Origin of the sequence: Pseudomonas pudica (assembly GCF_015680405.1) — a bacterium.
Taxonomy (GTDB): Bacteria; Pseudomonadota; Gammaproteobacteria; order Pseudomonadales; family Pseudomonadaceae; genus Aquipseudomonas; species Aquipseudomonas pudica.
Map to the genome: position 1 here is coordinate 44,205 of NZ_JADLJS010000026.1, position 16,420 is coordinate 60,624.

Sequence of the window (16,420 nt, forward strand, 5' to 3'; positions counted from 1 at the left end):
GGCGTTTCCCCAATGCTGGGGAATAACGAAGTGGCAGTGTGCCATCAGTTTCCCCGCATGTGGGGAACGGGGCCGGTGCGCCTGTTTGCCGCGTTGCGGGTGGTGATCGGCGCCCCTGCAAAATCAATGAGTTACGGTTATTCAGCATGACTATTCACGCCTGGCACGAAGCCTGCTCAAGCCTGTACAGGGGCGCACTTCGCAGACCGGGTTACCGGGCAGTTCTTGGGAGTCGACCTTGGTGAACAGAGTATTGGTAGTCGATGACGAACAGACTCTTGCGCAGAACCTGCAGGCGTACCTGCAGGCGCAAGGCCTGGAAGTTCATGTTGCCCACGACGGTGCCAGTGGTATCGAGCAGGCTGCAAGCCTGGCACCGCAAGTGATCGTGCTGGATTACCGCTTGCCCGACATGGAGGGGTTTCAGGTTCTGGAGACCGTACGCAGGAACAGGCAGTGCCACTTCGTGCTGATTACCGCCCACCCCACCGTCGAGGTGCGTGAGCGGGCCGCCGAACTGGGTGTGAGCCATGTCCTGTTCAAGCCGTTCCCGTTGGTGGAACTGGCCCGTGCGATCTTCGACCTGATGGGCATCGAGCGCCGGCGCAGGGCCACGGACAACCCGGCTGAAGGGTTCGTCGAACGACGCCAGAACAGGAACGAATCGTTCCCCCTGCAGTTGTACGATGGAAGCTGGGTTTTGGCCGACCGCCGCCGTAACGGCGCCAAGCCTCCAGGGCCCGACGACGATCAACTGCTCACAGGGGAATAGCGGCGCCCGCACCCTTGGCCGAGCCAACCTGCGACGCGCCCCTGAGCGGAGTCGCAGGCCATGCCAGAAGCATTCGATGCAACCCAGGACGCTCTACCGCCTGCACCGGCCTCTTCGCGGGTACACCCGCTCCCACAGGGGCACTGCAATCCTGAAGATATCGAAAATCCTGTGGGGGCGGGTTTACCCGCTAAAGGGCCGGCACAGGTAAAAGCATATTCTGCCTACCCCCGCGACCTGTTGGCCCAGGCCCGCCTGCAAAGCAGCGACGAACGCCTGCTCACCCGCCTGGAACAGCTGGCCTGCGACACCCCCGACATCTTCACCCAGCGCCTGGGCCTGACCCTGCATTATCCGGTGCTGGGCAGCCATACCCTGCTGGCCAGCACCCCACGCTTCGACAAGGTCAGCCTGGCGATGTGCCTGAAGCGTGAATTCGTGCTGATCGAGCAGGGCGGCCAACTGCTGGGCGTGTTCGCCGATCCCTTCGACCACGCCCGCCTGGCCTGGATCGACGATGTGCTGCAAGGCGCACCGCTGTACCTGGCCCATGCCGCAGACCTGGCCACCTTCCTGGCCCGCCACGAAGAAAGCTTCCACGCCGTGGACGCTCTTGACCACGACGCCGAAACCAGCAGCGAAAGCGACCCGCTGCAGCGCCTGTCGCTGGCCAGCATCAGCGAAGACCAGAGCCGCGTGGTCAAGCTGGTCAACTCTACCCTGTACGACGCCCTCAAGCTGCACGCCAGCGACATCCACCTGGGCATGACCGGCCAGGGCCTGACCATCAAGTACCGCATCGACGGTGTGCTAAACGGCGCCGGCAAGGCCAGCGGCAGCGCCTTCGCCGACCAGGTGATCTCGCGCATCAAAGTGATGGCCGAGTTGGACATCGGCGAAAAACGCGTGCCCCAGGACGGCCGTTTCAAGGTTGCCGTGGGCGACCGGCAAATCGACTTCCGGGTATCGATCATGCCCAGCATCTTCGGCGAAGACGCGGTGCTGCGGGTGCTCGACAAGCAGGACTTGTCCGACCGGGTCAGCGGCGTGCAGCTGCAGGCCCTGGGCTTTGCCGAGGAAACCCTGCGCGCCCTGCGCCGGCTGGCTGCCGAACCGTACGGCATGATCCTGGTCACCGGCCCCACCGGCAGCGGCAAGACCACCACCCTCTACGCCATGATCAGCGAGATCAACCACGGCGTGGACAAGATCATCACCATCGAGGACCCGGTCGAATACCAGCTGCCCGGCGTGCTGCAGATCCCGGTCAACGAGAAGAAGGGCCTGACGTTCGCCCGCGGCCTGCGCTCGATCCTGCGCCACGACCCGGACAAGATCCTGGTCGGCGAAATCCGCGATCCGGACACCGCGCAGATTGCCGTGCAGTCGGCGCTCACCGGCCACCTGGTGTTCACCACCATCCACGCCAACAACGTATTCGATGTGATCGGCCGCTTCAGCCAGATGCAGGTCGACCCCTACAGCTTCGTCTCCGCGCTCAATGCGGTGCTGGCCCAGCGCCTGATCCGCCTGGCCTGCCCGCACTGCGCCACGCCGTGCGAAGTGGACGACGACACCCTGTACGGCGCAGGCCTGACCCGTGAGGGCGTGGCCGGCTGGAAGTTCGTCCGCGCCCAGGGTTGCGGTCAGTGCCGCGGCAGTGGCTACCGCGGCCGCAGTGCCATCGCCGAACTGCTGCACCTGGACGACGACCTGCGGCAGATGATCGTCGAGCGCCGCCCCCTGTCGCAAATCAAGAACCTCGCCTGCCAGCGCGGCCTGCGCCTGCTGCGGGCCTCGGCCCTGGATCTGGTCCGGGATGGCCGTACCACTCTCGAGGAGATCAACCGTGTCACATTCATCTGATCGTGGCGCTTACAGATACAGCGCCGTACTCGGTGCCGAAGGTGTGGGCCTGGGTAGCTGGCACGCCAATCACCACCAATGGCTGGGCAGCCGCGACTTTACCTGCGATGCCACCCAGCCGGCCTGGGAGGCCGCCGCCGACGCCCTGGCCACGCTGCTGGCCGAGCATGCTGTGCGCGGTGCCCAGTTGCGGGTACTGCTGTCGGCCCGCTACAGCCGCTTCTGCCTGGTGCCCTGGAGTGATGCCATCAGCCACCCGCGCGAGCTGGACGCCTACGCCCGGGCCTGTTTCGAAAACCTCTACGGGCAGCCGCTGGACGACTGGCGCATCGTGCTGTCGCCCGAGCCGGCAGGTGCCGCGCGCATCGCCACGGCGCTGCCCGAAGCCTTGCTGCAGCGGCTGCAGGCGCTGGGCCGGGAAAGCCACCTGAGCCTGCGCTCGGTGCAGCCGTACCTGATGGCCGCCTACAACCGCTGTTCGGCACAGCTGGAGCAGGGTGACTTCCTGTTCGTCCTGGCCGAACCGCGCCGCAGTGTGCTGCTGCTGGCCGCCGGAGGGGCCTGGCAGCAAGTGCTGGCGCAAGGCTGCGCCGATAGCGACCAGGCCCTGCAAGCACTAATCGAGCGCACCTGCGAGCTGTACGGTGAGCACCTGCCACGGGTCTACCTGCATGCCCCGGGCCGGGGCGAGGTGCCGCAACTGGCGGCGGTGCAGCTGTGCCAGCCGGCCAGCGATGTTGACCCGCTTTGCGCCATGTGGCGGGCGGTGGCCTGACATGCGCCGTCTCGACCTGGAATTCCAGCCCCGGCGCAGCAGCCCGTTGGCCTGGTCGCTGCTGGCCGTGGCGAGTGCCATGGTCGCCGGCCTGGTGCTGGTGCAACAAAGCTTGCAGGCCGAGCAGGTCGAAGTGGAGGCCAGCGTGCACCGCCTGGAGCAGCAACTGGGCCGTCGCCCAGCCACTGTCGCACTGCTGAGCAGCGCCGCCAGTCGCGAACAGGCCGAGCGCCTGGCGCAGATGCAAAGCGTGTCGCAGCAGCTGCAACGGCCCTGGCAGCAGCTGTTCGCCATGCTCGAAGCGCAGCCACAGGACGACGTGGCCCTGCTCAGCCTGGCCCCTGACGCGCGCAAAGGCCAGCTGCGCATTACCGCCGAGGCGCGCAACCTGGAAGCGATGTTGCAGTACCACCAGCGCCTGGAAGGCAGTGCCGAGCTCAGCGATGTGTCGCTGCTCAACCACGAGGTGCTGGCCGCCCAGCCCGAGCACCCGGTGCGCTTCACCCTCACCGCCACCTGGGAGACCGGCCATGCGCGCCCGTGAATCGCTGAACAGCCTGATCCTCCAGGAACGTCTGCGTCGCATCGGCCCGGTCGGCCTGGCTGCAGTTGCGGTGGGCCTGCTGGCCGTGGGCGTGCTGTGCGTCGGGGTGTTGCCGCAATGGCAGAACCTGCGCGAGCTGCGCGCCGCCGAAGCGGACGCCAGCGTGCAGGTCGAGCGGGTCAGGCGTGGCGAGCTGAAGATCGCCATCAAACCCGAGCAGCAGGCCCTCGACAGCCTGCGCCAGCAACTGCCGGGGCAGCCCCAGGCCAGTGCGCTGATCGAGCGCTTGTACCACCTGGCCAGCGCCGAGCACATCAGCCTCGCGCGTGGCGAATACGCCCTGGGCATCGACCCCAGGACGCAACTGGCGCGTTACCAGATCGTGCTGCCGGTGCGCGGCAGCTACCCGCAGATTCGTGGCTTCCTCAAGGGCCTGCTCAAGCAGTTGCCGACCCTGGTACTGGAAGACCTGGAGCTGCAACGCAAACGCATTGGCGACAGCGAGCTCAACGCCCGCCTGCGCATGACCCTTTACCTGTCGAGGTCGTGATGAACACACAACGTGCTGTCATCTGGGTTGGCTTCCTCGGCGTGAGCGCGGCGCTGGCCTGGGCCCCGGGCCACTGGTTTGGCCAGGAAGACGGCGTGGCCCCCTTCGCGGGCGCGCCCGCTCCCACAAAGGATTCGGCTGCGTCCCCGTCCCCTGTGGGAGCGGGTTCACCCGCGAATAGGCCGGAACAGGCCTCTGGTGATCTCTTCCCAACCCAGCAATGGACCAGACCCCAGGCCCTTGCCACCGTCACCGAACAACCCGTGAACGCCGCCCCGGTCGCCCCCTCAGCCCCGACCGCCCCGGCTCTGCCATTCCAGTTCATTGGCCGCATCGGCGACCGCGACGACCTGCAGATCTTTCTGCAGAGCGGAGAAAAACTCTACGTCGTGCGCCAGGGCGACGTGATCGAAGACACCTACCGCCTCGAACGGGTATCGGCCAGCGAGCTGCATCTGGTCTACCTGCCTTTGCATCAGTCGCAGACTTTGTCTGTAGGGAGCGCACCATGAAGTCGTCAAAGCTGTGCAAACCGGCTCCGTTCCTGCTAGTGGCGCTGTGCGTGGCCATTGCCGGCTGCGGCTCCAGCGCGGTACGCAAGGACAGCGACCGGCTGATGAAGGAGGGCCAGTACGAAGCCGGCATTGCCCGCCTGGAAGAAGCCCTGCGCGAGGACCCGCGTGACACCGAACTGAACATCGCCCTGGCCCACAGCCGCCAGGCCGCGGTCGAGGCGCTGCTGACCCAGGCCGACGCCGACCGCATCCGTCACGACTTCGCAGGCGCCCGCATGGGCTATGGCCGTGTGCTGACCCTGGAGCCGAACAACCGCCGCGCCCAGGAAGGTATCCGCCAGCTGGAGCTGATCCGTACCCTCGACGAGCGCGTGGCGCTGGGCCAGGCGGCGCTGCGCCAGGGTGACCTGTTCGGTGCCGAGCGCTACATGCGCGAAGTGCTGCGCCTGGACCCGCAGAACCAGAAGGGCATTGCCCTGCGCAGCGACATCGAGAACGTGCAGGCGCGCACCGCGCAACCGTTCCCGCAGCTGCGCAGCAAGCTGGAGCGGCCGGTGACCCTGGAGTTTCGCGATGCCAACCTGAAGACCATCTTTGAGGTGCTGTCCCAGGTCGCCGGCATCAACTTCATCTTCGACAAGGACATGCGCCCGGACATGAAGGCCACCATCTTCGTGCGCGAGTTGCGCATCGAGGACGCCGTGGCACTGCTGCTGGAGCAGAACCAGCTGCGGCAGAAGATCGTCAACGAAAACACCCTGATGATCTACCCCGACTCGCCACAGAAGACCAAGGACTACCAGGAACTGGTCATGCGCACCTTCTACCTGACCAGCATCGACTCCAACACCGCGCTGAACATGGTCAAGACCATGCTCAAGACGCGCGACGTGTTCGTCGACGAACGCCTCAACACCTTGACCATGCGCGACACCCCCGATGCCGTGCGCATGGCCGAGAAGCTGCTGCAGTCGCAGGACCAGTCCAACCCCGAGGTGGTGCTGGAAGTGGAGGTGATGGAAGTGGCCACCTCGCGCATCCTCGACCTCGGCCTGCAATGGCCGAACACCTTCGGTGTGCTGAGCTCCGACGGCCAGCCGGTGAGCGTGCTCGACCAGCTCAAGGGCATCGACTCCAGCCGCATCAGCATCGCGCCGGCGCCGCAGGCCAAGATCAACGCCCAGGACAAGGACATCAACACCCTGGCCAGCCCGGTGATCCGCGTCAGCAACCGTGAGCAGGCACGCATCCACATCGGCCAGCGGGTGCCGATCATCAGCGCCACCTCGGTGCCGTCCACCCAGGGCCCGGTGATCACCGAAAGCGTCACCTACCTGGACGTCGGCCTGAAGCTTGAAGTGCAGCCCACCGTGCACCTGAACAACGAGGTGGCGATCAAGGTAGCCCTGGAGGTGAGCAACGCCACCCCGCTGGAGGCCACGCGTCAGGGCACCATCCCGGTCCAGGTCGACACCCGCAACGCCCAGACCACCCTGCGCCTGCACGATGGCGAAACCCAGGTGCTGGCCGGCCTGGTGCGCAACGACCACAACGCCAGCGGCAACAAGATCCCGGGCCTTGGCGACATCCCCGGCCTGGGGCGGCTGTTCGGCAGCAACAAGGACGACATGAGCAAGTCGGAGCTGGTGCTGGCGATCACCCCGCGCATCGTGCGCAACCTGCCGTACCAGAGCCCGTCGGACATGGAGTTCGCCACCGGCACCGAGTCGGCCATGCAGGTGCGGCAGATGGCGCCGTTGCCGCCGGCAGATGTGCCTGGCAATGCCCCGGCCACCGACGCTCCGGTGGTGGAAAGCCAGATGGCGATCGCCCCGGCCAAAGGGAGCCCGCGGCCATGATCGCGCAGCGCCGCATGCAGGGCTTCAGCCTGATCGAGGTGGTGCTGACCCTGGCACTGCTCGGGATGCTTGCCAGCATGGCCGCACCGTTGACCGAAACCGTGGTGCGCCGCGGCAAGGAGCAGCAGCTGCGCGAGGCGCTGTACCAGATCCGCGATGCCATCGACGCCTACAAGCGCGCGTTCGATGCCGGCTACATCGAGAAGCGCCTGGACGCCAGTGGCTACCCGCCGAACCTGCAGGTGCTGGTCGACGGCGTGCGCGATGTGCGCAGTGCCAAGGGCGCCAAGTTCTACTTCCTGCGGCGCATCCCGCACGACCCGCTGGTGGCGGCCAAGGGTGAGGACGAAGGCGGGTGGGGGCTGCGCGCCTACGACAGCAGCCCCGACAACCCGCGCGAAGGCGAAGACGTGTTCGACGTGTATTCCAAGGCCCGCGGCAAAGGCCTGAACAACATCCCCTACGGGCAATGGTGACAGCCATGAAACGCAGCAAAGGCTTCACCCTGATCGAACTGCTGGTGGTGCTGGCGATCATCGCCACGCTGATGACCATCGCCATGCCGCGCTACTTCAACAGCCTGGAAAGCTCCCGCGAAGCCACCCTGCGCCAGAGCCTGGCGGTGTTGCGCGAGGCGCTGGACCATTACTACGGCGACACCGGCCACTACCCCGACTCGCTGGAGCAACTGGTGGAGCAGCGCTACCTGCGCAACACCCCGATAGACCCGATCACCGAGCGCAGCGATGCCTGGCAGCTGGTGCCACCGCCCGAAGGCGTGGCCGGCGGCGTGGCCGATATCAAGAGCGGTGCCACAGGGAGGGCGCGCGATGGCAGCCTGTTCGCGGAATGGTAAGGCCGACGCCGGCTTCACCTACCTGGGCGTGTTGCTGCTGATTGCGGTCAGCAGCGTGGCCCTGGCCGCCACCGGCACGCTCTGGGCCAGTGCTGCCCAGCGTGACCGCGAACGCCAACTGTTGTGGGTGGGCAGCCAATATGCCCAGGCCCTGCGCAGCTACTACCGCGCCTCGCCGGGGCTGGCCCAGTATCCCCAGGAGCTGGCCGACCTGCTGCAGGACAACCGCTTCCCGCAGGCCAGGCGGCACATTCGCCGGCTGTACCCCGACCCCATCACCAACAGTGACGATTGGGGCCTGCTGCGCTCGATCGATGGCCGCATCACCGGCGTGCACAGCCGCTCGGACGCCACCCCGTTCAAGCGCAGTGGCTTCAGCGCCGAATGGAGCGGTTTCGACGGGTTGGAGAACTACAGCGACTGGCAGTTCGTCGCCGAGCAGGCCTTTGCCGAAGGTGCCGGTGGCGTGCAGACCCATGCCGGCCCGGGAGACACGCCATGAGCCGCCTGGCCGCGCTGTGCCTGGGCCTGCTGCTGGTGGCAGTGCTGGCCACCTCGGCCAGGGCAGGGGACGAGGACGAGATGCAAGGTTTCATCGTCGACAACACCATCTCGCACATCGGCCACGACTTTTATTACTACTTCGCCGACCGCCTGCGCGCCACCAGCCGGCTGGATTTCAACCTGGTGGTGCGCGAACGCCCGGATGCCCGCTGGGGCAGCCTGGTCACCGTGGAATTCGAGCGTGAGGTGGTGTACCGCCGCTTTCTGCCACCGAACACCACCGAGCTCAAGGACGAGGCCGTTGCAGCAGCCGACCTGGTCAAGCAGCAAATCATCCAACGCAAGTTGCAACGCCTGCTGCAGGACACCACCGATCTGGAGAGGGACGAGCTATGAAGTACCACATACCCCGTTGCATCGCCGCCTGCCTGTTTGCCAGCGCATGTGCCGCCCAGGCCACCGAGCTGGTGTACACCCCGGTCAACCCGGCCTTTGGCGGCAACCCGCTCAATGGCACCTGGTTGCTGAACAACGCCCAGGCGCAGAACGACCACGACGACCCCGACCTCAAGGACCGCTCCTCGGCCTTTGCCGGCACCACGGCCCTGGAGCGCTTCAGCAACCAGCTGGAGTCGCGGATGTTGTCGCAGTTGCTGGACAACATCAGTAACGGCAACACCGGCAGCATGGCGACCGATGCGTTTCTCATCGACGTCATCGACGATTCCGGGGCCTTGAGCATCAAGGTCACCGATCGCGCCACAGGAGAAATCTCGATCATTGAGGTCAGCGGCCTGAACCCTTGAGGGGGAAGGGCTATTTGTTGGGGAGAGAACACCATGAAACGTCTGCTGAGCACACTGCTGATTCTCACGGCCCTGGGCCTGCACGGTTGTGGCCTGCGCGAACCGATGCCCGCCGAACAGGACTCGGAAACCCCGACCCTGACCCCCCGGGCCTCGACCTACTACGACCTGATCAACATGCCACGGCCCAAGGGCCGGTTGATGGCGGTGGTGTACGGCTTCCGCGACCAGACCGGGCAGTACAAGCCGACCCCGGCCAGCTCGTTCTCCACCAGCGTCACCCAGGGCGCGGCAAGCATGCTGATGGACGCCCTGAACGCCAGCGGCTGGTTCGTGGTACTGGAGCGTGAAGGCCTGCAGAACCTGTTGACCGAGCGCAAGATCATCCGTGCTTCGCAGAAAAAGCCTGATGTACCGGAAAACATCATGGGCGAGCTGCCTCCGCTGCAGGCCGCCAACCTGATGCTGGAGGGCGGTATCATCGCCTACGACACCAACGTGCGCAGCGGCGGCGAGGGTGCTCGTTACCTGGGTATAGACATCTCCCGCGAGTACCGCGTCGACCAGGTGACCGTTAACCTGCGTGCGGTGGACGTGCGCACCGGGCAGGTGCTGGCCAATGTGATGACCAGCAAGACCATCTACTCGGTCGGGCGCAGTGCCGGGGTGTTCAAGTTCATCGAGTTCAAGAAGCTGCTCGAGGCCGAGGTGGGGTACACCACCAACGAACCGGCGCAGCTGTGCGTGCTGTCGGCGATCGAGGCGGCGGTGGGGCATCTGCTGGCGCAGGGGATTGAACGGCGGCTGTGGCAGGTGGCGGGGGATGCGGGGGAAGGGCAGGCTACGGTGGACAAGTACCTGAGCCAGAATCAGCAGCCGTGATTGGCTACGAGGGCCTCTGCGCGGGTGAACCCGCTCCCACAGGTACAGCTTCAACTCGAAGCCCGCGCTGTCCCTGTGGGAGCGGGCCCGCCCGCGAAGCAGACGACGCGGTGGATGGCACCGGCTTTGCCGGTGTTCGCGGGCTTGCCCGCTCCCACAGGGACCGCGTGATCTCAAGTGCGACGCCATCCCTGTGGGGTTTACCCGCAAATGGGCCGGTGCCGGGTGTCTGGCGGGCACCTGGGCTTTGTTGAAATCAAGCGGCAGCCGTGATTGAGCTTGAGGGCCTCTTCGCGGGTGAACCCGCTCCCACAGGTTCAGCGCCAACTCAAAGCCAGCGCAGTACCTGTGGGAGCGGGCCCGCCCGCGAAGCAGACGACGCGGTGGATGGCACCGGCTTTGCCGGTGTTCGCGGGCATGCCCGCTCCCACAGGTACCGTGTGATCTCAAGTGCGACGCCGGCCCTGTGGGAGCGGGTTTACCCGCGAATGGGGCGGTGCCGGGTGTCTGGCGGGTACCTGGGCTTTGTTGAAATCAAGCGGCAGCTGTGATTGACCTCGTGGGCCTCTTCGCGGGCGCGCCCGCTCCCACAAATATTGCGCAAGCTTCCAGATCTTGAGCAAGGCGGCGCTCCTGCGTGTCCCTTTACGTAAACGTCACCATATGCCACCTTCTACCGCAGCCTGATGACGGCCAGGGATTTCTCCCGCAAACTGCGGAAAATTCCCAAGCCCGTTCCCCGCCACCTTGGCGGGGCACAGCCGGAGTAGAAAATGGCGCGACAACTAATAACAAACGCCCACGACCCGCTGCACGAATCCCGCCAGGCCCGCCTCAGGCTGGCCAGCGAAGGCGAGCTGCCACTGGGCATGCTGCGCGACGAGATCGATGCCTCCTGGCGCCGCAGCCTGGGCCATGGCCTGGATTGCCTGCAGGGCGAGCAGGTCGGCCTGGGCCTGGAGCAGGGCCACGACCTGCGCATGCTGCTGGAGCGCAATCGCCTGCTGGTCGACGCCGTTACCCCCGAACTGGACTACCTGGTCGCGCGCCAGGGCAAGGCCGGCATCGTCATCCTCGGCGACGCCCAGGCCAACGTGCTGGCCATAGAAGGGCAGAAGCACGTGCTGCAACGCGAGGGCCTGCGTGACCTGCACCCGGGCAGTTGCTGGAGCGAGTCATTGCGCGGCACCAACGCCATCGGCACGGCAGTGGTAGAAGGCCGACCGACCTTGATCAACTGCGGCGAACATTACCTCGACCGCCTCAGCCCGTTCTCCTGCACTTCGGTACCCCTGCGCGACCCGCGCGGCGAGGTGATCGGCGTGCTCGACATCACCCGTGAAGGGGTGATGGCGCAACCACAGGACAGCCTGTCGACGCTGATGCTGGCGGCCGGCAACATCGAAAGCCGCATGTTCGGCCTGTGCCACCCAGAGCAATTGGTGCTGGCCTTCCATAGCCGCCCGCAATACCTCAACAGTGCCTGGCATGGCCTGCTGGCGCTGAGCCTGGACGGCGAGGTGCTGGCTGCCAACGACAGTGCCTGCCAGCTGTTGCAGGTGCCGCGCCATGAGCTGTTGGGCCGGCGCAGCAGCGACCTGCTGGGTGAACGGTCACCGGCCTTCATCGCCCGCCTGTGGCAGGGCGGGGTGAGCAGCGTGCAAACGGCCAAGGGCGAGTTCTACTTCCGCGCCCTGCAGCTGCCGCGCCATGGCCGGGTCAACGGCAGCACGCCGGTGAGCAAGCCGGCGCCGGGCAAGCAGTCGCCAGCCCTCGACGCCCTGGCCGGTGGCGACCCGCGCCTGGCGCGCAACCTGCGCATGGCCCGCCAGGGACTGGGCAATGGCCTGCCGGTGCTGTTGCTGGGCGAGACCGGTACCGGCAAGGAGGTCGTCGCCCGGGCTCTGCATCAGGCCAGCCCGCGTGCCGACAAACCGTTCGTGGCCGTCAACTGCGCGGCCATCCCCGAAGGGCTGATCGAGTCCGAACTGTTCGGCTACCGTGAAGGCGCGTTCACCGGTTCGCGCCGGGGCGGCATGGTCGGCCGGCTGATGCAGGCCCATGGCGGCACGCTGTTCCTCGACGAAATCGGCGACATGCCGCTAGCACTGCAGGCGCGCTTGTTGCGGGTACTGCAGGAACGGCGAGTGGCCCCGCTGGGGGCGGGCGACGAGCAGGAAATCGACGTGGCATTGATCTGTGCCACCCACCGCGACCTCAAGCGCCTGGTGCAGGAGCAGCACTTCCGCGAAGACCTTTACTACCGGGTCAACGGCGTGTCGCTGCGCCTGCCGGCACTGCGCGAGCGTGATGACCTGGCGGCGATAATCCAGGGGCTGCTGGACAAGTCAGATGCCCGGGGCGTGACGCTGGACCCTGCCCTGACCGCGCTGCTCGAAGGCTTCGACTGGCCGGGCAACATCCGTCAGCTGGAAATGGTCGTGCGCACCGCGCTGGCCATGCGCGAGGACGGCGAGCAGGTGCTGACCCTCGACCACCTCACCGACTGCCTGCTGGACGACCTGGCCAGTGGCACGGCACCTTCCGGCAGCCTCAAGGACAACGAACTGGAGCTGATCCGTGGCGCCTTGGCGCGCCATCAGGGCAACGTGTCCGCGGCGGCCGAGGCGCTGGGTATCAGCCGGGCGACGCTGTACCGCAAGCTCAAGCAGTTGCGCGGCTGACGTGGGCGGCCTGTTCGCCCGGCTGGTGGAATCCAGCGACCCTGTGCTCATGCGCCAGGCGTTGGCCTGGCTGTATGGTTTCGTGCGCCCCCATCGACGCGCCATCGGCCTGTTGCTTGGCTTGTCGCTGGGCGCCTCGTTGCTGGCGCTGGCGCAACCCTGGCTGGTCAAGACGCTGATCGACGAGGGGCTGCTGGCCAAGGACTACCAGACCCTCTGGCACATGGCCGCGATCATGATCGGCGCGGGCCTGCTGGGTACCGTGCTGGCCGGGGTAAACCGCTACCTGCACACGCGCTTGTCGGGGCGCATCCTGTTTGCCCTGCGCGATGACCTTTACCGCCACCTGCAGCAGCTGTCGCCAACGTTCTATGGGCGGCGGCGCATCGGCGACATCCTTTCGCGGCTGGATGGCGATGTGGCGGAAATCCAGCGCTTTGCCGTGGATTCGCTGTTTTCGGCGGTGTCGGCGGCGATCGGCCTGGTGGGCGCGGTGGTGCTGATGCTGATGCTGTCGTGGCAACTGTCGCTGCTGCTGGCGCTGCTGGTGCCGATCGAAGTGCTGTGGCTGCGCTGGATGCGGCGCAAGGTGGAGCGCGAAGTACGCAACCTGCGCGAACGCTCGGCGGATGTGTCGTCGTTCCTGGTCGAAACCCTGCCGGCGATGAAGTTCATCCAGGCCGCCGGCCAGCAGGGCCGCGAGGCGGGGCGCCTGGACCAGTTGGGCCAGGGCTACATGCGCCAGTTGCTGAAGGTGCAGGTGACCGAGTTCTTCACCCAGGCCATTCCCGGCACGCTGACCTCATGGTGCCGCGCCTGCGCGTTTCTGGTTGGCGGCTGGTGGGTGATCCAGGGCACCTGGCAACTAGGGGCGCTGATCGCCTTTTCCACCTACATGGGCATGGCGGTAGGGCCAGTGCAGAGCCTGCTGGGCCTGTACGTGGCGGTGCAGCGCATGGCGGTAAGCCTGGGGCGGGTGATGGAACTGAAGCAGGAGGCCGTCGCCGTGCGTCCGGCAGCCAACCCTCAGCCCCTGCCCGATGGCCCGGGCGAATTGCGTCTGGAAGGGGTGAGCTTTGCCCATGAAGGGCGCCAGGGCGCGGTCCTGAACAACGTGCAGGTGTGCGTGCCGGGTGGCCTGAAGGTGGCCATCAGCGGTGCTTCGGGGGTGGGCAAGTCGACCCTGATCGACCTGCTGCAGCGCTTCTATGACCCGGACGCCGGGCGCATCCTGCTGGATGGCACCGACTTGCGCGAGCTGGACCTGGCCGCCCTGCGTCGGCGCATTGCGGTGGTCAGCCAGGATATCGTGCTGTTCCGCGGCACCCTGGCACAAAACCTGGCCTACGGCGTGCCCGAGGCAAGCCGTGAGGAACTGGAACGGGTAGTGCGCCTGGCGCGGCTGGACAGCCTGGTCGACAGCCTGCCGCTGGGCCTGGACGGCCTGCTGGGTGAGCGTGGCCAGCAGTTGTCGGGCGGGCAGAAACAACGCATTGCCATCGCCCGCGCGGTGTTGCAGACGCCGGCGATCCTGGTGCTGGACGAGGCTACATCGGCGGTGGACGAAGCCACCGAGCGCGAGGTGATCGCGGCCATCGACCAGCTGTTCGCCGGCCGCACGCGCATCCTGATCAGCCATCGTGCTTCGACCCTGGCCGATGCCGACCTGCACCTGCAGCTGCACGATGGCCAGTTGCAGGTGTTGCCCGAGGAGGTAATCAAGCATGGGCACTGACTTGCGCGTTGGCGTCATCGACAGTGGTTGCTCGCCGGAGCAGGCCAGTGCCTTGCTGGGCGCGCGCCGCTTCTGGCTGGAGGACGGCCGGTTGCGCGAAGGTGACCTGCTGCCCGACCAGCTTGGGCACGGTAGCGCCGTGCTCGCCGGCTTGCAGCGGGAGGCCGGGCCGGTGCCCGTGCTGCTGGCCCAGGTTTTCGGCGCCCAGGCCAGCACCAGTGCCCTGCAGGTGGCGGCCGCGCTGCTGTGGCTGGTGGAGGCGGGGGCTACGCTGGTCAACCTCAGCCTTGGCCTGCAGCAGGACCGGCCTGTGCTGCACCAGGCCTGCGCCGAGGCTTTGGCCGCGGGTGTGCTGTTGTGCGCCTCCAGCCCGGCCCAGGGCGGGCCGGTGTATCCGGCCAGCTACCCCGGGGTGATCCGGGTTACCGGCGATGCCCGCTGTGCGCCGGGCCAGTGGTCCTGGCTGGGTACCCGGCAGGCGGACTTTGGCGGTTATGTGGGCGTGGGCGGCAGGGCGGGCGCGAGCCTGGGCTGTGCGGCCCTGAGTGGCAGGGTGGCTGCGTTGCTGCGTGATCAGCCGGGCATGGACCACCCGCAGGTTCATGACTGGTTGCGCCACCACGCGGCGTTTGCCGGCCCTGAGCGACGAGGTGCCGGCCATGGCTGAACCACGCATTGTGGTGCTGGGGGCAGGCCCTGCGGGTGCGGCCACGGCCATTGGCCTGCGGCGGCTGGGCTATGCGGTGACGGTGGTGTCCGAATGGCGCCGGTTTGCGGCGGTCGAAGGGGTTTCGCAGCGGGTGCTGGAGGGTCTGCGCCACGCCGGCCTTGGCGGGGCGTTGCGCCAGGCGGCAATGCCGGCGACTCGGCAAGTGCACTGGAATGGCCAGCAGCTGCACCTGAACCAGGAATTTCTGCTGGATCGGCAAAGGTTTGACCGGGCGCTGCGCGACGACCTTCAGCGTGCGGGTGTGAGCGTGGTCGAGGGGCGGGTGCGCGAGGTGGTTCGCGAAGTCGGTCATGGTATTCGCCTGGACGACGGGCAGGTACTGCAGGCCGATTTCCTGGTCGAAGCCCGAGGCCGTCAGGCCCCGCTGGCTGCCGATCGCCTGCGCGGGCCGGAGACGGTCAGCTTGCTGAATGTCTGGCAGGCCGCCCCCGGGGCGCCCGCATCGGCGGTGGAGAGCCTGGCGGATGGCTGGGCGTGGATGGCGCGCCTGGAGGACGGCCGCTGCTACTGGCAAGTCACCCTGGACGCCGCCGGGCTGCCGGGCAAGGCCGGGTTGGCGGATTACTGCGCGGCGCGGCGAGCCGACAGCGCGCTGGTGGCCGAGCTGTTCGATGCCAGGGCATTGGCGTCGGCAGAGGTGCATGCTCGCAGCAGTACCGCGATTCTGGCTGGTGAGTGCGTCGGGCAGGACTGGATACGCGTGGGCGATGCCGCGATGGCCGTTGACCCACTGTCGGGCAACGGGATCTTCCAGTCGCTGTCTTCGGCGCTGCAGGCGCCGGTGGTGATCAATACCTTGCTGCGCAGGCCCGAGCGGGCAGGGTTGGCGCGGCAGTTTCACCAGCAGCGGATCGAACAGCTGTTTTTGCGCTTTGCCCGGATCGGGCGGGATTTCTATGGCCAAGAGCAGGGGCGCGTGGGGCAGCCGGTCTGGGCACGGCGGCAGGGGTGGCCGGACATGCAGGCATTGCACGTGGCGACGGACTGGAGTGCGGTGAGGGTCGAGCGGCGGCCGGTGTTGCGTGACGGGCTGGTGGATGAGGCGGAAGTGGTGGTGACGGCGGATCAGCCGTTGGGGGTGTGGCATTTGCAGGGGGTGGAGCTGGCGCCGGTGGTGCGGGAGTTGCAGGCTGGTCGGCCTCTTGAGGCAGTGGTGTCGGGCCTGTCGGGGGAGCAGCAGAGAATGGTGCGGCGGTGGTTGTTGGAGCAGGGTCTGGCTTGAGATTGCAGGGGCCGCTTTGCGGCCCTTTCGCGACACAAGGCCGCTCCCACAGGTTCACGCAAACCTTGAGGGCAGCGCTGTACCTGTGGGAGCGGCCTTGTGTCGCGATGGGCTGCGCAG

17 protein-coding genes are annotated in these 16,420 nt (G+C 66.9%); all 17 read left to right on the top strand.

Annotated features, from left to right (window positions below; genetic code table 11):
* Positions 1 to 238: 238 nt before the first annotated feature.
* The 17 genes from IRZ77_RS17895 (at position 239) to qhpG (ending at position 16,300) form a co-directional block, all read left to right on the top strand.
* Positions 239 to 772, top strand: a complete 534-nt coding sequence (locus tag IRZ77_RS17895; RefSeq protein WP_046614351.1) for a response regulator — start codon at positions 239 to 241, stop codon at positions 770 to 772.
* A 60-nt stretch (positions 773 to 832) separates the two neighbouring features.
* Positions 833 to 2,638: a GspE/PulE family protein gene (locus IRZ77_RS17900; RefSeq protein WP_230386509.1), complete on the top strand. Its 1,806-nt coding sequence runs from the start codon at positions 833 to 835 to the stop codon at positions 2,636 to 2,638.
* On the top strand, positions 2,622 to 3,413 hold the full coding sequence (locus IRZ77_RS17905) for a hypothetical protein (protein WP_196174041.1): 792 nt from the start codon (positions 2,622 to 2,624) through the stop codon (positions 3,411 to 3,413). The genes IRZ77_RS17900 and IRZ77_RS17905 overlap by 17 nt, the downstream gene beginning before the upstream one ends.
* 1 nt (position 3,414) lies before the next feature.
* Entirely contained in the window at positions 3,415 to 3,957 is a 543-nt protein-coding gene (locus tag IRZ77_RS17910) for a PilN domain-containing protein (RefSeq protein ID WP_108481599.1), read from the top strand.
* A complete protein-coding gene (locus IRZ77_RS17915; protein ID WP_153670849.1) occupies positions 3,944 to 4,507 on the top strand; it encodes a GspMb/PilO family protein in 564 nt (187 codons plus the stop codon). Before IRZ77_RS17910 ends, IRZ77_RS17915 begins: the two co-directional genes overlap by 14 nt.
* Positions 4,507 to 5,019 (top strand): hypothetical protein, encoded by a 513-nt coding sequence (locus IRZ77_RS17920; RefSeq protein ID WP_085600770.1) that lies wholly within the window; start codon positions 4,507 to 4,509, stop codon positions 5,017 to 5,019. Before IRZ77_RS17915 ends, IRZ77_RS17920 begins: the two co-directional genes overlap by 1 nt.
* On the top strand, positions 5,016 to 6,881 hold the full coding sequence (locus tag IRZ77_RS17925) for a secretin N-terminal domain-containing protein (RefSeq protein WP_196174042.1): 1,866 nt from the start codon (positions 5,016 to 5,018) through the stop codon (positions 6,879 to 6,881). Before IRZ77_RS17920 ends, IRZ77_RS17925 begins: the two co-directional genes overlap by 4 nt.
* A complete protein-coding gene (locus IRZ77_RS17930) occupies positions 6,878 to 7,357 on the top strand; it encodes a type II secretion system protein (RefSeq protein WP_046614344.1) in 480 nt (159 codons plus the stop codon). Before IRZ77_RS17925 ends, IRZ77_RS17930 begins: the two co-directional genes overlap by 4 nt.
* 5 nt (positions 7,358 to 7,362) lie before the next feature.
* Positions 7,363 to 7,737 carry a type II secretion system protein gene (locus tag IRZ77_RS17935; protein ID WP_024087221.1) on the top strand — a complete coding sequence of 125 codons (375 nt, stop codon included), beginning with the start codon at positions 7,363 to 7,365 and terminating at the stop codon, positions 7,735 to 7,737.
* On the top strand, positions 7,712 to 8,239 hold the full coding sequence (locus tag IRZ77_RS17940) for a type II secretion system protein (RefSeq protein ID WP_196174043.1): 528 nt from the start codon (positions 7,712 to 7,714) through the stop codon (positions 8,237 to 8,239). The genes IRZ77_RS17935 and IRZ77_RS17940 overlap by 26 nt, the downstream gene beginning before the upstream one ends.
* On the top strand, positions 8,236 to 8,637 hold the full coding sequence (csgE, locus tag IRZ77_RS17945; RefSeq protein ID WP_013972855.1) for a curli production assembly/transport protein CsgE: 402 nt from the start codon (positions 8,236 to 8,238) through the stop codon (positions 8,635 to 8,637). The genes IRZ77_RS17940 and csgE overlap by 4 nt, the downstream gene beginning before the upstream one ends.
* Positions 8,634 to 9,047: a curli assembly protein CsgF gene (locus IRZ77_RS17950; RefSeq protein ID WP_046614342.1), complete on the top strand. Its 414-nt coding sequence runs from the start codon at positions 8,634 to 8,636 to the stop codon at positions 9,045 to 9,047. The genes csgE and IRZ77_RS17950 overlap by 4 nt, the downstream gene beginning before the upstream one ends.
* A 33-nt stretch (positions 9,048 to 9,080) precedes the next feature.
* The gene (locus IRZ77_RS17955; RefSeq protein WP_015270587.1) at positions 9,081 to 9,929 is read left to right on the top strand and encodes a CsgG/HfaB family protein; all 849 of its coding nucleotides are present in this window, start codon (positions 9,081 to 9,083) and stop codon (positions 9,927 to 9,929) included.
* A 773-nt stretch (positions 9,930 to 10,702) separates the two neighbouring features.
* A complete protein-coding gene (locus IRZ77_RS17960; protein ID WP_153670850.1) occupies positions 10,703 to 12,613 on the top strand; it encodes a sigma-54-dependent Fis family transcriptional regulator in 1,911 nt (636 codons plus the stop codon).
* 1 nt (position 12,614) lies between these two features.
* A complete protein-coding gene (locus IRZ77_RS17965) occupies positions 12,615 to 14,348 on the top strand; it encodes an ABC transporter ATP-binding protein (protein WP_196174044.1) in 1,734 nt (577 codons plus the stop codon).
* Complete coding sequence (qhpE, locus tag IRZ77_RS17970) at positions 14,338 to 15,015, top strand: subtilisin-like serine protease QhpE (RefSeq protein WP_046614339.1); 678 nt, start codon at positions 14,338 to 14,340, stop codon at positions 15,013 to 15,015. The genes IRZ77_RS17965 and qhpE overlap by 11 nt, the downstream gene beginning before the upstream one ends.
* Positions 15,008 to 16,300: a flavin-dependent monooxygenase QhpG gene (gene qhpG / locus IRZ77_RS17975; RefSeq protein ID WP_196174045.1), complete on the top strand. Its 1,293-nt coding sequence runs from the start codon at positions 15,008 to 15,010 to the stop codon at positions 16,298 to 16,300. Before qhpE ends, qhpG begins: the two co-directional genes overlap by 8 nt.
* Positions 16,301 to 16,420: the final 120 nt, after the last annotated feature.

Bases quoted from the DNA above. Each gene is read 5' to 3' on its own strand.
- IRZ77_RS17960 (WP_153670850.1), top strand. From the start codon at position 10,703: ATGGCGCGACAACTAATAACAAACGCCCACGACCCGCTGCACGAATCC.
- IRZ77_RS17950 (WP_046614342.1), top strand. From the start codon at position 8,634: ATGAAGTACCACATACCCCGTTGCATCGCCGCCTGCCTGTTTGCCAGC.
- IRZ77_RS17935 (WP_024087221.1), top strand. From the start codon at position 7,363: ATGAAACGCAGCAAAGGCTTCACCCTGATCGAACTGCTGGTGGTGCTG.
- IRZ77_RS17925 (WP_196174042.1), top strand. From the start codon at position 5,016: ATGAAGTCGTCAAAGCTGTGCAAACCGGCTCCGTTCCTGCTAGTGGCG.
- IRZ77_RS17915 (WP_153670849.1), top strand. From the start codon at position 3,944: ATGCGCGCCCGTGAATCGCTGAACAGCCTGATCCTCCAGGAACGTCTG.
- qhpE (WP_046614339.1), top strand. From the start codon at position 14,338: ATGGGCACTGACTTGCGCGTTGGCGTCATCGACAGTGGTTGCTCGCCG.
- IRZ77_RS17910 (WP_108481599.1), top strand. From the start codon at position 3,415: ATGCGCCGTCTCGACCTGGAATTCCAGCCCCGGCGCAGCAGCCCGTTG.
- IRZ77_RS17900 (WP_230386509.1), top strand. From the start codon at position 833: ATGCCAGAAGCATTCGATGCAACCCAGGACGCTCTACCGCCTGCACCG.
- IRZ77_RS17940 (WP_196174043.1), top strand. From the start codon at position 7,712: ATGGCAGCCTGTTCGCGGAATGGTAAGGCCGACGCCGGCTTCACCTAC.
- IRZ77_RS17930 (WP_046614344.1), top strand. From the start codon at position 6,878: ATGATCGCGCAGCGCCGCATGCAGGGCTTCAGCCTGATCGAGGTGGTG.
- qhpG (WP_196174045.1), top strand. From the start codon at position 15,008: ATGGCTGAACCACGCATTGTGGTGCTGGGGGCAGGCCCTGCGGGTGCG.
- IRZ77_RS17955 (WP_015270587.1), top strand. From the start codon at position 9,081: ATGAAACGTCTGCTGAGCACACTGCTGATTCTCACGGCCCTGGGCCTG.
- csgE (WP_013972855.1), top strand. From the start codon at position 8,236: ATGAGCCGCCTGGCCGCGCTGTGCCTGGGCCTGCTGCTGGTGGCAGTG.
- IRZ77_RS17920 (WP_085600770.1), top strand. From the start codon at position 4,507: ATGAACACACAACGTGCTGTCATCTGGGTTGGCTTCCTCGGCGTGAGC.